The organism is Kamptonema sp. UHCC 0994, assembly GCF_029167235.1.
Classification (GTDB): domain Bacteria; phylum Cyanobacteriota; class Cyanobacteriia; order Cyanobacteriales; family Microcoleaceae; genus Kamptonema.
In genome coordinates, this window is the sequence record NZ_JARFTR010000171.1 from 59,142 (window position 1) to 74,888 (window position 15,747).

Sequence of the window (15,747 nt, forward strand, 5' to 3'; positions counted from 1 at the left end):
ATGAACACTCCTGCAATTTCCGCCATTATCTGTACCCACAATCGAGATAATTATTTAGGTGCAGCCATCGACAGCTTACTAACACAGGAATTTACCGACTTTGAAATATTAGTAGTAGATAACGGCTCAGGCGATCGCACCCGCGAAATAGTAGAATCCAAACTAACAAACCCCCACCTCAAATACATCTGGGAACCAACCATCGGCCTATCCGTAGCCCGCAACACAGGCGCAAGACTTGCCCAAGCAGAAATCCTAGCCTACCTTGACGACGATGCGATCGCTAGTCCCCAATGGCTATCCGTCCTCCACACCGCCTATCAAAACAACCAAAAACTAGCCATAGCCGGCGGCATCGTCACCCTAATCTGGCCAGAAGGCCTTCACCCTCCCAAATGGCTCTCTCCCAGTTTAGCAGGCAACCTAGGAGCCTACGACCTCGGCAACGACCCCCTCTACATCACCATACCCGGCTTAACCCCCAGAGGCTTAAACTACTCAATTCGGCGCACATTCCTAGAGCAAATCGGCGGCTTCGACACCAACCTAGGTCGCATCGGCAAAAAACTACTCTCCAACGAAGAACTCCACGTCACCGAACAAGCATTAAAGTGGGGATGGCAAGTAGCCTATCTCCCCCAGGCCCTAGTAGCCCACAACGTCGCACCAGAGAGAATCAAAAAAACCTGGTTTCTAGAGCGCGGATGGTGGCAAGGCATCAGCGAGTGTCACCGCGAACAACTCACCGGTCAAACTGGAATTAACCAACTCTGGCGAGGAGGCGAAAGGTTAGCGCGAGGTTCCTACAAATCCCTGAAATACATCACACAGCCAGCCCAGCGCTTTGAAAACTTCGTTTACGCCTGCGGTCAAATTGGTTACTTAAGTGCAGCCATCCAGCTCATGCTATTTCACACCAAACCTACCGATAAGGAGTAGGCTATAGGTAGTAATTGAGGAGTTCGCACTTCACCATCCACAACTCTACAGCCTTTAGGTTCCAGCACTCAACCATGACCTCTACTTCATCCAAGATCCCGGTTTCCGTTCTCATCCCGGCCAAAGACGAAGAAGTTAATCTCCCTGCGTGTCTAGACAGTCTTACCAGGGCGGTCGAAGTGTTTGTGGTGGACTCCCAAAGCACAGACCGCACCGTAGAAATCGCCACCAGTTATGGAGTAGAAGTCGTGCAATTCTACTTTGATAACTGCTGGCCGAAAAAGAAAAACTGGTCTTTAGAAAATCTGCCCTTCCGCAACGAATGGGTCTTAATTGTTGATTGCGACGAACGCATTCCCCCAGAACTTTGGGAAGAAATTGCTGAAGTCATCCAAGACCCCAACTTTGACGGCTACTACCTCAATCGCAAAGTCTTATTTTTAGATACTTGGATACGACATGGTGGCAAATATCCAGACTGGAACCTCCGCCTATTTAAACATAAAAAAGGTAGATACGAAAATCTAGGAACAGAAGCAGTCCCTAATACAGGCGACAACGAAGTTCACGAGCACGTTATTTTAGCCGGTCAAGTTGGGTACTTAAAAAATGATATGCTCCATGAAGACTTTCGCAACTTATTTCATTGGATCGAGCGCCACAATCGCTACTCTAATTGGGAAGCTCGTGTTTATTATAATATCCTAGCCGGTCAAGGCGACAGCGGTACAATTGGTGCTAATCTATTTGGAGATGCAGTACAACGCAAAAGATTTCTGAAAAAACTTTGGGTGTGGCTACCTTTTAAACCAACATTAAGGTTTTTGATGTTTTACATTTTTCAGCTTGGCTTTTTAGATGGGAAAGCCGGTTATATTTATGCAAGGCTGCTAAGTCAGTATGAATATCAAATCAGTGCCAAATTATATGAATTGCGATATTGCAACGGTCAGTTAAACAAGGCAGAAAAATCTAAATTTGGAGAGTCTACAAACGGAAATTTGAAGCAAAACTCCGCCTTTGAATTTGACATAGAAAAGCCAGAAGTAGATATTCCACAATCATCAATCTCTAATTCGACATCTCAAATTAATTCTCCTAATTCCTAATTAACTCCACCTAATTAAACGTCAAATAGTAAAGCCTTCTTCCTTCTCTCCTAGATAACTAAAGCATTTTTTTTTCTTCCTTCTTCCTTCTTCCTTCTTCCTTCTTCCTTCTTCCTTCTTCCTTCTTCCTTCATTCTCAACACTATGGATGCTGAATCTCTAGTTGATTTACGGCGCTACGACCAATCCTGGTTTGACAAGGGAAAACCTAGTTGGTTTATTTTGCTTTGGTGGTTAGTACAAGCGATCGCATTTCCTTTAACCCCTCACCATTTTAACGGCATTAGGCGAACTCTCCTGCGCCTCTTTGGTGCTAAAATTGGCACAGGTGTCATCATCCGTCCAACTGTTAGATTTACTTATCCTTGGAAAGTTGAAATCGGAGACTATACTTGGATTGGAGATGACGTTATTTTTTATAGCCTTGACCGTATTTCTATTGGTAAACATTGCATCATTTCTCAAAAAACTTACCTCTGTACCGGCACTCATAACCCTCACGATTCAGCCTTTGGTTTAATTACAGCAAATATCACCATTGGTAACGGCGCTTGGGTAGCCGCAGATTGTTTCATAGGCCCGGGAGTGGAAATAGGATCTAATGCCTTAATCGGAGCCCGTAGCAGCGTTTTTGAGAATATGCCGGCAACTTTTATTTGCATGGGAACACCTTGTCGGCCACGTTATCCTAGAGAAATTTTATAATTGGTAATTGCTAATTGGTAATTGGTAATTGCTAATTGCTAATTGCTAATTGCTAATTGCTAATTGCAACTAACGGCAAAAAAAGTTTTTGTAATCGGGGTTAATCTTAGTTCACCATCGCCTATTTGCTATATGCTAGATACATCAGGACAGTAGTAGTTAGGAGCAAGCGTCATTATTAATTCCAGATCGGCAAGAAACGCCTCTCTATCAGTCGGATTTTGTATCTTCTGAGCTTCAGTAATAGCCTTTAACTTCCCTTCTGCGAGGGAAATTCCAGCTTTTGCATCCGCACAAACTTGTTTAGCGATCGCAATCTTACTTCCCGGAGAACTCTGGGCTCCTTGCAACAAATAATCCGTCGTTGCTGGAGAGTATCGCTTAGCCAAACGCTTGTACTGTTCAATAAATTTTTGATCGTTTCCCGTTACATTTGCCTCACCCTGAGACTCACCCTGACCCTTACACAAATCATTTAAGTAAACAACTTCCCCCGAAAGATTAACCAAAAAGCACCCCTCATACTCCTGAGCATTAGCAGGAGTGTAGGTGTAAGGCAGAAATTGAAGGAGAACAACTCCTACAGCAGCAAAACGAAAGTGACTCAGCATATAGTTAAACAATTTACAGCATTTTTGTATACAAATTTACAAACTTGACACTTGCATCAGCTTTTTAAAATTATGGCTAGATAAATATATCATAAATCTAAAGTAAATTCATCCGTCTTTAAAATAGATAAATAAAAATAATATTTTGCTTGACTAGCTGTCACACCGCTGTGGTAAGCTATCAATCAAACTTTGAGTTAATTACATCCAAAGCTCTAATAACAATCATTTAAGGGAACGTTAATGAAACTAAAAAATACAGTACGGCGATCGCTACTCGTACTCGAAGTAGCTTTACTTGCCCTACTGACTCCAGCAATTATCGGAGCATCAGACCATGACGACGGCGAAGTAGATACCAAAGGTCGCGCTGTAAATTTAACTGACCTGTATGTATTCCGCGAACAAGACCAGAATGGAGGTGCAGCCCAAGGGGATCTAGTCTTCATTATGAATTCTAACCCCCGGTCTTTAGCCCGCTATCAATACTATTTCAGCCCGAACGCCCTTTATCAATTCCATGTCACTCAAGTGGGAGATGTGAATAGCACACCCACAGGTCAAGGAGATGTGATCCTGCGGTTTGCCTTTACCCCCCCAAATGAGAGAGGCCTTCAGGCTTTAACAATTACGGCGATTCGGAACGGCGCAACCACAACTGCTACCACAACTATTAATGGCGGCCCAATCGTAACAACACCGTTGAACAATAACACGATCGCAAATACAGTCTCTTTAGGTGGTTCTAACCTGACAGTATTTGCTGGTTTGCGCGAAGACCCATTTTTCTTTGATGTCGAGCAATTCTTCCGAGTTCGGGCGGGGGCATTAGGCGGCGGGCCAAAAGTAGGTTTCCGCGAACCAAATCAAGCCGTTGACTTTACTAAAGGCTACAACGTCAACACCATCGCAGTGCGAGTTCCCAAAGCATTCTTGCAAGGAGGAACAGGAGCGAATACCTTTGATGTTTGGACAACAATTTCAGTTAAAGATGCTGTCGGCAATTTCAAACAATTTGAGCGTTTAGCGCGACCAGCAATTAACGAAGGCTTAATTCTTACTCCAGCTTTTCTAGAAGCTTTTAATAGCATTCCCCCTAGACTAGATTTTAGCGATGCAGCCGCTCCAGTGCGCCAAGAAGCACTCGCGACGATCAAGGCAGTTGGTCAACTCGGCGGTGGAGTTGTCGATCCAAATGCCATTGCCACAGCCTTTCTGCCAGACGTGATGCGGATTGACACGACCAAACCGAGCGGCTACGCCAGCGCTACCAATGCTCAAGGCAGCTTGATTGGTGGTCGGAAAATCACAGACGATGTAATCGATATTACACTTTCGGCTTTAGTTGGTGCTCCTACAAGTGATAACGTTTCTTATGAGGGAACGCCTGGAAATCCTGCTCAGGGACACCATCCTTTAGAGTCTAACTTCCCTTATTTGGCTCAACCGAATTAGCGATCGCAATTTTCAAGTAAGTGAGGTACGTAGTTGGGCTTTAGCCCTCTTAATTGTGCTTATGTAGTTAAGTGAGGTAAGCACCTAACAACTCCCATTACCAATTAATACTCATACCTCATCTACCTGAGAAAGTCTATAGCAATTAGTTATAGCGGCTTTCTGTGGATGAGAAGAAAATGGCTAATTGCTAATGGCTAATTGCTAATTGAAAGCAGTAAGCTGTTACGCATTTAAACAACTAACAAGGCAGATAGGGTGCGTCAGCTTGAACACTTACGCTTACTTATGAAACGCTTATTACTGACGCACCCTACAATAGTCGTTTAAATGTCGAACAGCTTACCTACCTAAATGAAAACAAGCAAAGGGCAACAAATAAATGACATTTTATGGTGGATGCTGCTAATTGGATTGCCTATTGTTACTATTGGTGCAGCTAGCTTGCCGCCGAACTTGCGTTTTTGGCAGGGGAGTTTGTCCCACCAGATGCCAAGCGGACTTGACCCGGCTTACCGCTATCACTTTCCCGAAACCTTAAAAGGTGCTCTGAGTCCGAAACAGGCTTTACAACAAGAGATTGCTTTTTATCAAAAAAAGATCGGTCTTTCGCCTCAGAGTAGTTTAGATCGTTCTTCGCTGGCTGTGGCTTATTTAAAAATGGCTCGTGCTACTGGTGCTGGTAGTTGGTATTTAATGGCGGAACAAGCGGCTGAGCGATCGCTAGCTGAGTTGCCATTTAACAATAATACTGCTGTCATCGTGCTAGCTCGTGTGGCTGAAGCCAGACACGATTTTACTACAGCGTTACGCTTGGCAGGAGAGGCGAACGGGGAAGATGCGATCGCGATTAAAGTAACATCTAATTTGGCTCTCGGCAAAGTAGACGCAGCCAATAAAGCCGCTGAAGCTCTGGTTAACCGCATTCCCACTTTAGGCTCTTTAACCTTGCGAGCCCTAGTGCGGGAAGCCCAAGGCAGAGATGCACAAGCAATCCAAGATTATCAGAAAGCTTTAGCTGCTGAGGAACCTGGAGAAGTTGGCAGTTCTGCTAAAACTCGCACCTATCTAGGTAGATTCTACGCTCGCCGAGGGCAATTAACTCAGGCCTTAGCTCTCTACCAAGAAGCTCTGCGGCTGGTACCTCGATATCCCTTAGCTTTGGTAAATTTGGCTGAGTTGGAGACTAGACAAAAACAGTATGGGGCGGCGGAAGATAGTTACAGCCAAGTTAGTATTTATGCCCAAGGAGCAGCTACCGTGTTCGATCATATCGTCGATCGCGGTAAGGCAAGGCTCAGGAATTTACAAGGGGATGCTCAAGGGGCAAAAGAATGGCTGGACAAAGCCGAGGCGCTGCTACGCCAGCAGACTGCTGTGGGAAATGTAAATGGCGGTTTTGGGCATCGCCGGGAACTAGCCCGCTTGTTGCTTGAGAGAGGGCGCACAGAAGACGTAATTGAAGCTTTAGCCTTAATGAAGGCAGAGGTGAAGATTCGGCGCGATTCCCAAACGCTGGATACTTTAGCTTGGGCGCTATCTAAATCTGGTCGCTGGCAAGAAGCTCAGAAGGCGATGGCGGAAGCGTTGCGTTGGGGTGTGCGAGATGCTGGAATGTTCTATCGAGCAGGTGCGATCGCGAAGGCACTAGGAAATCGCCCCCAATCAGAAGCTTACCTGAAGCGAGCTAGGGAAACCGATCCTACCCTTGACGAACAGGCACAGCAGGCTTTGGGACTCGGCTTAGAATTTTCATACTGAGGAAAACATTAATGAAGCCAAAAGTGGTAGCGGATTGGTTGCGGGTGATTGCAGGGGAATTTTATTCTCAGCATCGTTTTCTTTCTCGCCTGCTGTTTTCGCTGATAGCAACGCTCTGGCTATGGGCGGCTACGGCAACTCCTAGCTACTCTCATTGGGCTGATTTGGCGGCGGCGGAGATTGTGGTAAATCAGGGGTCAGCTCAAGTGACGCTGACTTTTCCAACTGGGTTGGTGGCTTTTGCGGATGATAATCGAGATGGTCAACTACAAGCGGTGGAAGTCCGCACCCATAAAGCCGAACTTGAGAGGTTTTTGAGCGATCGCATCCATCTTACCAATGACACTAACTTAAAGGGCAGTCTCGCTGTCAAACCCTTAGAAGTGACAGGTAAAGCATCGGGATTGAACCTACAGCCTAGTAGCCACAGCACTTTAATTTTGGATTACACCTGGCCGCAACCTGTGGGTGAATTGCAAATTGACTACAATCTGTTTTTGCCGGGAGTACCAACCGCCAGTTGTCAAGCTACGATTTTGCAAGGCGGCGAGGTGACAAGCTTCGTTTTCACGCCAAACAATATGAAGTTTTCCGTTGGGGGAAATTTCCGGCCTTGGGGCTGGAAGTGGCTGTTAGCGATCGCGGGTTCTATAGTCTGGGGAGCAATGCACGCTTTATCCCCTGGACATGGAAAAACCATAGTTGGCGCTTATCTAGTGGGTTCGCGGGCCACGCCTCAACACGCTCTATTTCTAGCACTGACAACAACTATTACTCATACATTGGGCGTATTTGCTCTGGGTTTGGCGACTGTTTTTGCTGCTAAATGGGTATCTCCAGAGGGTTTGTATCCTTGGCTGAGCTTGATGTCAGGTTTATTGGTGATGGGGATTGGTTTGAATTTGGCAAGCGATCGCCTCCGCGATCTACTTCCGAAAAGCAAGCCCACTGTCGATTTATTAAGTAGAGGGACTTGGGAGAGACAATACACCACAGTTCCAGCGCACTCCCACAGTCACGGACATCACCATAACCACTCTCACAACCATTCCCACCTACCGCCCGGAGTCGATGGCCCTGTTACTTGGCAAAGCCTAATTGCACTAGGTATTTCCGGCGGGATTCTCCCCTGTCCCTCAGCTTTGGTGATGCTGCTGAGCGCTACGGCCCTTGGTCAGGCTGGCTTTGGACTGATGCTGGTATTAGCATTTAGTTTAGGATTGGCAGGAGTGCTAACTGCGATCGGGTTAATACTCGTTTACGCACGCCGGATCTTTGAGCAAATGCACATTTTCAAGTACAGCCAGGAAAAAATAGGGATATTAAAAGCGTTACCCGCTGTCAGTGCTTTGTGCGTGATGCTACTAGGTCTGGGCCTCACAGGACAAGCACTGGTAAGTATTGTAATGTGAGATCGATGGAGTTGCGATACAAGAAAACCCGCCTAGGCGGGTTAAAATCATGCAGTCCGCGAAGGCGGACTTTGTTTGTGTAGCCGCGAATTCTATTCGCCAGGTCTTATTAAGCCTTCACAGCCACCTTCTCAGTAGCATCAGCACTAGCTTCAGGAGAACTAGCCTCAGAAGGCGGTACAACTTGCCAGAACTTCGGTAAATATTCCGACCAATTAGCCAAAATATGCTTAGCCTTCTGGGAACCAGTGCGATCGCTATGATCTTGAATCAACTCTTTCAATTGTTGCTCCCCAGCAGGGCTAATTACCCGCTGAACCTTTACAATCTCAGGGTTGACATGATTCGGGAAACTGCCATCCTCATCGAGGAAATAGCCCAAACCGCCAGTCATACCCGCACCGACGTTACGACCAACTGTACCCAAAACCACGACAACGCCGCCAGTCATATATTCGCAACAGTGATCGCCAGCACCCTCAATTACCGCTTTCGCCATCGAGTTGCGAACCGCAAACCGTTCCCCGGCTTTACCATTAGCAAATAGAGTTCCCCCCGTTGCGCCGTATAAGCAAGTATTGCCCACGATTACGTTTTGTGCAGGGTCATAAGTCGCACCAGCAGGGGGTTTGATCGCAATTTCGCCGCCGTGCATTCCCTTACCAACGTAATCATTTGCCTCCCCTGATAAGCTGAGAATCATTCCTGGCAAATTGAATGCGCCAAAGCTCTGACCCGCACTACCAGTGAAGTTGAGGTTGATTTGACCTTCAAAACCGCTGTTACCATGCTGAAGTGCGATCGCGCCACTGAGTCGAGCTCCGACAGTGCGATCGGTATTCACTAAGGGGATATTTTTGGTAACGCTACCATGATTCGCGATCGCAGCCTGAATCTCTGCATCCGCTAACAAATTGTCATCCAATACTGGCCCATTGCTGTGAACGTTGCTATGTACCAAGAAACTGCGATCGCTCTTAGTATCGGGTAACTGCGTCAAACAGTCCAAATTCACAGATTGAGTCTTAGTTAGATGCACACCTTCGCGCATCTTCAGCAAATCGGCGCGACCGATGATATCATTGAGCGATCGGTATCCCAATTTTGCCAATAAACTCCGCACTTCCTCCGCCACGAAGTAGAAGAAGTTAACAACGTGCTCCGGCGTACCTGGGAAACGCTTCCGTAGGTGTTCCTGCTGAGTTGCAACCCCCACCGGACAGTTATTGGTGTGGCAAATCCGGGCCATAATACAGCCTTCTGCGATCATCGCTACGGAGCCGAAACCGTACTCTTCACCGCCCATTAATGCGCTCATCACGACATCCCAGCCGGTTTTGAAGCCGCCATCAACCCGCAGCAAAACGCGATCGCGCAGTTGATTCTCCATTAATACCCGGTGAACCTCAGTTAAACCCAGTTCCCAAGGGGCTCCTGCGTGTTTAATCGAAGACAGTGGCGAAGCGCCCGTCCCGCCGTCGTGTCCAGAAATTTGAATCACGTCTGCATTCGCCTTGGCAACACCAGCCGCGACTGTGCCGATGCCAACTTCTGCTACTAACTTGACAGAAACGCCAGCCTTGGGATTAATTTGGTGCAAGTCAAAAATCAACTGCGCTAAGTCTTCAATCGAGTAGATGTCATGGTGGGGTGGGGGCGAAATCAGCGTTACTCCTGGCTTAGAACGCCGCAAATAGGCGATATACTGGCTCACTTTCGGCCCTGGTAATTGGCCGCCTTCCCCTGGTTTCGCACCTTGTGCCATCTTAATTTCAATTTGCTTAGCACTCATCAGGTACTCAGGTGTCACCCCAAAACGACCGGAAGCCACCTGTTTGATAGCAGAATTTGCCGTGTCCCCATTCCGCAAACCGCGCAAGTGAGAGAATGTGGGTGATAAACCTGCCTCACTCACATCATCTAGCACTTGGTATCGTTTAGGGTCTTCGCCACCTTCGCCAGAGTTAGACTTCCCACCGATGCGATTCATAGCGATCGCTAGGGTTTCGTGAGCTTCCGGCGACAGCGCCCCCAGAGACATCCCCCCCGTCGCAAACCGTTTGACTATATCCGCCACCGATTCTACTTCTGATAGAGGAATAGCAGAGCGATCGCTCTGGAAATCCAACAAATCCCGTAAAGCAGTGACAGGCCGATTTTCCAACTGCTGCTTGTAAACCTCATAATGGTCGTAAGCAGTTTGATCTGGCTTGACCTTCCCATTGCCATTTTCCGACTTAAAGCTAGTCACCGCCTTATGTAGCGCCTTCGCCATTTCCGGGCTATTCATGTGATATTCGCCGCCTGGCCGGAACTGGACGAAACCATAATTTTCCAGCTTTTTACCGCTCAATTCGGGGAAAGCCTTGCTGTGGAAGGAAATCACCTCAGTAGCCAATTCTTTGATACTCAAACCACCAATCCGAGAAACAGTTCCCCGGAAACCCAAATCCAGCAAATCGCCACCAATACCGATCGCCTCAAAGATTTGCGCCGCCTGATAGCTAGATAGCAGCGAAATCCCCATTTTCGACATAATCTTCAGCAAGCCATCTTCTACCGCCTTGCGATACTTAGCCTGAGCCGCTGCTAAGGTAATCTTAGCTAGTTTTCCCCGCTCCATCAGAGCTTGAGTCTTGGAATCAGACCACCAATGGCCGACACTTTCCAAAGCCAAATAAGGACAAATAGCGATCGCACCATAGCCAATTAAACAAGCAAAATGGTGAGTGCTCCAACACTGAGCCGTATCCACAATTAGAGAACCCTTCATCCGCAACCCTTCGCGGATCAAGTGGTGGTGAACCGCACCCACAGCCAGCATCGGCGGAATGTAGGTATATTCCGTACTTAAAACAGCAGAAGAAATTCCTCCTTCTTCCTTCTTCCCTCTTCCTTCTTCCTTCGCCACGCGATCGCTTAGAACTAAAATTTTCGCACCCGATCGGATCGCTTCAGCCGCCGCCTGACAAAGTTGCTTAACTGCGGCCTCCAAACCAGCCGGGCCTTGGGCGATCGCGTACAGCGTAGATAACTCCTTAACGGGGAAAGCTTCTCTACTCTTCAACCAAGCCAATTCCGCCTCATTCAATACTGGCGAATTAATCTTCAGCATCCGGGCATTTTCCGGCTTCGCTTCTAACAAATTCCCCCGTTCTCCCAACTGCATACTTAGAGACATCACCATCCCTTCCCGTAGCGGGTCAATCGGCGGATTTGTCACCTGAGCAAAACGCTGTTTGAAATAGTCATAAAGCAAATGTGGTCGCACAGAAAGCACCGCCAGAGGAATATCATCCCCCATACAAAAAGTTGGTTCCTTCCCACTGCTCGCCATCTCCGCGATCACCATTTCCAAATCTTCCGCCGTATAGCCAAAAGCAGTTTGATGACGCAATAAAGTCTGAGCATCCAGTTTTGTACTTTGGGCAAAATCTCCTACTGGCATGGTCTGACGGTGTTTTTGCAACCATTCACCGTAAGGATATTCCTTCGCAGCCCGCTGCTTAATTTCCCAATTTTTCAGAACTTCATTGCTATCTAAATCAACAGCAATCATTTGTCCTGGCCCTAAGCGACCTTTTTCCACAATATCTGCTTCGGGAATATCCACAACTCCCGCTTCCGAAGCCACTATTACCAAGCCATCTTTAGTAATACAATAACGAGCCGGTCGCAAACCATTGCGATCGAGGGTAGCTCCTACCTGTTTCCCATCACTAAATACCAACAGCGCCGGCCCATCCCAAGGCTCTTGAATACCGCTGTAATATTCATAGAAATCGACAATTTCAGGATAGGGAGCCAAAGCTGGCTGATTTTTATAAGCCTCTGGTACCAAAATCATCAATGATTGTAAAGTAGAGCGGCCAGAACGCACCAGCAACTCCATGATATTGTCCAAATTAGCTGAGTCGCTGTTCTCTGCATCAACTGTTGGTCTGAAACTAGGGATATCAGTATCGCTCCAATGCGGATGATTCAAATCTGCTTCCCGCGCCGTCATCCAGTTGATATTGCCTAATAGCGTATTGATTTCGCCATTGTGACCTAACAGGCGCATCGGTTGAGCCAGAGGCCATCGCGGCATAGTATTCGTGCTGAAGCGTCGATGATAGACAGCGAAGGGGCTTTTGTAAGCGGGATTGGTTAAATCCGTGTAAAATTCCCCCAACACGGCCGATCGCACCATACCTTTATAGACGATTGTGCGCGTTGAAAAAGAGCAAACGTAAAATTCTTTGCGGGGAAAACCAGTCCGCTGAAACAGGGTTTCACCAATAGTCCGACGAGTAAGAAATAATTGTCGTTCTAGTGCATCTCCTTGCAATTTTTCAGAACTAACAATTAGTTGCTCGATTTGGGGTTGATTTTCCCGCGCCTGTATCCCCAAAACTTCGGGTTTAACTGGAACTTCTCGCCACCCCACCAGAGTTAAGTTGTGCTCGGCGAGGGTTTGCTCAACCACTTGGCGAGCAATAGCGGCGTTTTCTTTGTCTGGGGGCAAAAATACCATCGCCACGCCGCTGTTTTCCGGTTTCGGAGCCTGAATTTTTTGCTGTGTAAACCATTCCTGTAATAATTCCCAAGGGATGGCCGTCATCAAACCCGCACCATCTCCAGAATCAGAGTCAGCACTACAACCGCCGCGATGTTCCAAACAAGTTAAAGCTGGCAAGGCTTTAGCAATAATTTCGTGTGTTGCGATCCCTGTTTGATTTGCTATAAATCCCACCCCGCAGGCATCTCTCTCTTCCACTAGCCACCTTTGGCCCGGATAGGGAGTTCCTGAATTTTGGCCTGAATGTATATCTCGGTTATGATTCACGCTCGTGTTACCCATGTCGATTGAATACTACTATTGCTGTGTTTGTTTGATTGAGTCTTTGGTACTTTTGGAAAGAGGGCTGCCGAGCGGCGGGAGAACGGTAAATCCTAAAACAGCAAAGAGTCAGAAAAGTTGATAAAAATTCACTATTTGTGCTGCTATGACCTTGCCCAGAAACCCTACTCGCAGATCCTAATTATCCTGACAGGTGGCCTGTGAAAATGTTATACAGAATACGCTATGCGTGCAGTATTGATTAAAAATTAAAAATTAAAAATTAAAAAATTCAATTTCTTAAATTATTAATTTTACATTTTTACTTTTTAATTGCAGTGCTGGCATCAAGCTTGCCCTTGAATGGTTCCCCAGCCTGCAAGCTAGGCATTCTGCCTGCTTAGTTAGCTAATAAAACAGGCTCGTCATTTACTTTAGCCCCCTTTTGTCAACTTTGCCATTCCGACGCTTTGCTGACCCCATAGACGCAAAATCCACCTGCCCTCTGATAGGGTAGGTGCAATCTCGCTCATGTCAGCGCGGGGATAAGTCAAACCTTCCTTTTCTATTATTTGACATTCCCAGGTCTAAATCAACTGAGATAGTTGGTTGATTATGGCTGCTTTAGAAACAAAAACCTGATTTTTGAGTTACGGCCTTTGGATTTTCCCCAGGCTTTATTCTAGGGGATTCTAAGAGGATGTTACGAAGCAGGCTAAAGCCTGGGTTTTTTTCGCAATTCCTCATCTAGGCTTCAGCCGTAGGGTTGCTAAGGAGGTTTTTGAGGAAAAATGGTTCTGCTATGATACAACACTCAAGCAAAAAGTCAACATTATGTTTAAAGGCCTTGGGCTTTTGACTCGTTTTTTGGTACAGCCTGCGATCGCGATCGCCCTTTGTTTAGTCGTAAACCAAGCAGCCAGAGCAGAAAGGGATCGGGAGATGTTTGTCAATACCCAGTTACCAATTGCTAATTACCCATTTTCAATTCCTGAAACAGAAGTAAAAGTGGCTCAATCCGTACCGCCATCTCCTCAAGACGCAAACCAAGGCCGTCAAGTCTCTTTAAATGGTAACACTTTCCGGGGAGCTTGGAGCCAGCAGCCGGTTGGTGGGACTTCTAGTTTCCGAACTTGGATCGCTGATGTTAGCTTAATGGAAATAGCTGGCATTGAACTATTAAACTCTGGTGATGCTGCTAAACAGCCGGTGCAATGGTTTTCCCAATCTCAAACCGATGGTCTTGCGACCCGTTTAACTGCTCAATACCGCTATCTAGATATTACAGATTTTGCCAAAAAAGTAGGCTGGCAAATCTCGGCTGAGGGTAATACGCTCAAAATCTCCACCCAACCAGCAAAATTAGCAGCAATTCGGGTTGGGAAACAAGAATGGGGTTCTCGCATTGTTCTAGATTTAGATCGTCCCACTTTCTGGCGACTCAGCTACGTAGAACCACCGCCCAGAACCCCAACCCCAAAGCCTAAAGACACTCCAGACGATCCTACAAAACCAACAGCTAGAGATACGCCAGACGATCCCACAAAACCCCAAACACCGAAACCAACACCCCAAGTACGAACTCAGGAATGGCTAATTACAGTTGATGCTGTACCCGATCGCACTCTTATAGCGCGTAATTTTGGGGCTGGGAAACATTTACAATCTCTCAAGGTAGAATCATCAGCTAAGCAAACTAAGATCCGAGTTAATATTCCGTTGGGTTGGCGGCCTCTAGTTTTCACTCTGGGTAATCGCGTAGGCGTAGCCAGCGGTAGGTATCGCTTAGTCATCGACATTCGCCCCGATTATTTGGTAGAAAGAGATATTCTTTGGGCTCCCGGATTGCGGTGGCGATCGCAATACCGCAATTTAGGTAATTCTAAGTTTCCCGTAGTTTGGCTGGAAATCAATCCTCGCCAGTCTGGATTGAAAATTAGACCAATTCTAAGTAATCCCCCAACTGACACCGGTACTGCACCTTTATTACAAACAGCCGAACTCTCTAACGTCGCTGCTGCTATCAATGCAGGGTTTTTTAATCGGATTAATCGCCTAGCTTTGGGAGCAATCCGGCGAGATAATCAATGGTTATCGGGGCCAATTTTGAACCGAGGTGCGATCGCTTGGAATGATAACGGAGATATCAAAATTGGGCGCTTGAGCCTGCAAGAAACTTTAATTACCTCAAAAGCAGAGCGTTTAGCGATCGCTCACCTTAACAGCGCCTACGTCCAAGCTGGCATTGGTCGCTACACCGCTGAATGGGGAACAACTTACACCCCTTTCTCCGATGGCGAAATTATAGTCACAGTCCAAAACGAACAAGTTACTAATCAATCCCCTGGGGGGGAAGCAGGGAAAGCCTTATTTCCCATTCCTGCTAACGGCTATTTACTGGCCATACGTTCTAACCCGGAGGCTGCTAATCAGATTCCAGTCGGAACAAGTCTGCGCCTGGAAACTGCCACAGTTCCGGCCGATTTTAACCGCTATTCTTATATTTTAGGCGGCGGCCCCGTATTGGTGCAGAACAGTCAAGTTTTCCTAGATGCTAAAGCTGAAGGATTTAGCGATGCTTACGTTAAGCAAACAGCAATTCGCAGTGCAGTTGCGATCGCAGCCAATGGGAATTTGTTAATTGTTGCCATTCACAACCGGGCCGGAGGTGCGGGGGCTACTTTTGCTGATATTGCCCAAATTTTGCAGCAAATGGGGGCTGTTGACGCTTTGAATTTGGACGGCGGTAGTTCTACAAGTCTTTATTTAGGTGGTCAACTAATCGATCGGCCGGCTCAAACTGCTGCTCGCGTTCATAATGGTATTGGGGTGTTTATCCAGCCTTAGAACGGTTTTAAATCGTAGGAATTTTACACAAGTTTCATGTAACGCCGCCCTCTGGGCGGTAAATAAACCGCCCAGAGGGCGGCGTT

At 46.9% G+C, this 15,747-nt stretch carries 9 protein-coding genes; 7 read left to right on the top strand and 2 right to left on the bottom strand.

Features of this window, described 5'->3' with window-relative positions; all coding sequences use genetic code 11:
• The 3 genes from PY364_RS15965 (at position 1) to hpsU (ending at position 2,753) form a co-directional block, all read left to right on the top strand.
• Positions 1-939, top strand: a complete 939-nt coding sequence (locus PY364_RS15965) for a glycosyltransferase family 2 protein (RefSeq protein ID WP_275523961.1) — start codon at positions 1-3, stop codon at positions 937-939.
• Between the two features lie 74 nt (positions 940-1,013).
• A complete protein-coding gene (locus PY364_RS15970; RefSeq protein WP_275523962.1) occupies positions 1,014-2,048 on the top strand; it encodes a glycosyltransferase family 2 protein in 1,035 nt (344 codons plus the stop codon).
• 144 nt (positions 2,049-2,192) lie between these two features.
• Complete coding sequence (hpsU, locus tag PY364_RS15975) at positions 2,193-2,753, top strand: hormogonium polysaccharide biosynthesis acetyltransferase HpsU (protein WP_275523963.1); 561 nt, start codon at positions 2,193-2,195, stop codon at positions 2,751-2,753.
• Positions 2,754-2,881: 128 nt separating this feature from the next.
• Here hpsU and PY364_RS15980 read toward each other — a convergent pair whose 3' ends face one another.
• Entirely contained in the window at positions 2,882-3,364 is a 483-nt protein-coding gene (locus PY364_RS15980) for a hypothetical protein (protein ID WP_275523964.1), read from the bottom strand.
• Between the two features lie 243 nt (positions 3,365-3,607).
• Here PY364_RS15980 and PY364_RS15985 point away from each other — a divergent pair, with 243 nt between their 5' ends.
• The 3 genes from PY364_RS15985 to PY364_RS15995 all read left to right on the top strand — a co-directional run bounded on the left by PY364_RS15985 (position 3,608) and on the right by PY364_RS15995 (position 7,992).
• Positions 3,608-4,819, top strand: a complete 1,212-nt coding sequence (locus PY364_RS15985; RefSeq protein WP_275523965.1) for a DUF4331 domain-containing protein — start codon at positions 3,608-3,610, stop codon at positions 4,817-4,819.
• Between the two features lie 354 nt (positions 4,820-5,173).
• Positions 5,174-6,580 carry a tetratricopeptide repeat protein gene (locus PY364_RS15990; RefSeq protein WP_275523966.1) on the top strand — a complete coding sequence of 469 codons (1,407 nt, stop codon included), beginning with the start codon at positions 5,174-5,176 and terminating at the stop codon, positions 6,578-6,580.
• Between the two features lie 11 nt (positions 6,581-6,591).
• Positions 6,592-7,992: a sulfite exporter TauE/SafE family protein gene (locus tag PY364_RS15995; protein ID WP_275523968.1), complete on the top strand. Its 1,401-nt coding sequence runs from the start codon at positions 6,592-6,594 to the stop codon at positions 7,990-7,992.
• 109 nt (positions 7,993-8,101) lie between these two features.
• On the opposite strand, the gene PY364_RS16000 is transcribed toward PY364_RS15995, so the two are convergent.
• The gene (locus PY364_RS16000; RefSeq protein WP_275523970.1) at positions 8,102-12,835 is read right to left on the bottom strand and encodes a glutamate synthase-related protein; all 4,734 of its coding nucleotides are present in this window, start codon (positions 12,833-12,835) and stop codon (positions 8,102-8,104) included.
• Positions 12,836-13,648: 813 nt separating this feature from the next.
• Between PY364_RS16000 and PY364_RS16005 the strand changes: the two genes are divergently transcribed.
• Positions 13,649-15,661 carry a phosphodiester glycosidase family protein gene (locus tag PY364_RS16005; protein WP_275523972.1) on the top strand — a complete coding sequence of 671 codons (2,013 nt, stop codon included), beginning with the start codon at positions 13,649-13,651 and terminating at the stop codon, positions 15,659-15,661.
• Positions 15,662-15,747: the final 86 nt, after the last annotated feature.

Bases quoted from the DNA above. Each gene is read 5' to 3' on its own strand.
- PY364_RS16000 (WP_275523970.1), bottom strand. From the start codon at position 12,835: ATGGGTAACACGAGCGTGAATCATAACCGAGATATACATTCAGGCCAA.
- PY364_RS15995 (WP_275523968.1), top strand. From the start codon at position 6,592: ATGAAGCCAAAAGTGGTAGCGGATTGGTTGCGGGTGATTGCAGGGGAA.
- PY364_RS15980 (WP_275523964.1), bottom strand. From the start codon at position 3,364: ATGCTGAGTCACTTTCGTTTTGCTGCTGTAGGAGTTGTTCTCCTTCAA.
- PY364_RS15990 (WP_275523966.1), top strand. From the start codon at position 5,174: ATGAAAACAAGCAAAGGGCAACAAATAAATGACATTTTATGGTGGATG.
- PY364_RS15985 (WP_275523965.1), top strand. From the start codon at position 3,608: ATGAAACTAAAAAATACAGTACGGCGATCGCTACTCGTACTCGAAGTA.
- hpsU (WP_275523963.1), top strand. From the start codon at position 2,193: ATGGATGCTGAATCTCTAGTTGATTTACGGCGCTACGACCAATCCTGG.
- PY364_RS15965 (WP_275523961.1), top strand. From the start codon at position 1: ATGAACACTCCTGCAATTTCCGCCATTATCTGTACCCACAATCGAGAT.
- PY364_RS16005 (WP_275523972.1), top strand. From the start codon at position 13,649: ATGTTTAAAGGCCTTGGGCTTTTGACTCGTTTTTTGGTACAGCCTGCG.
- PY364_RS15970 (WP_275523962.1), top strand. From the start codon at position 1,014: ATGACCTCTACTTCATCCAAGATCCCGGTTTCCGTTCTCATCCCGGCC.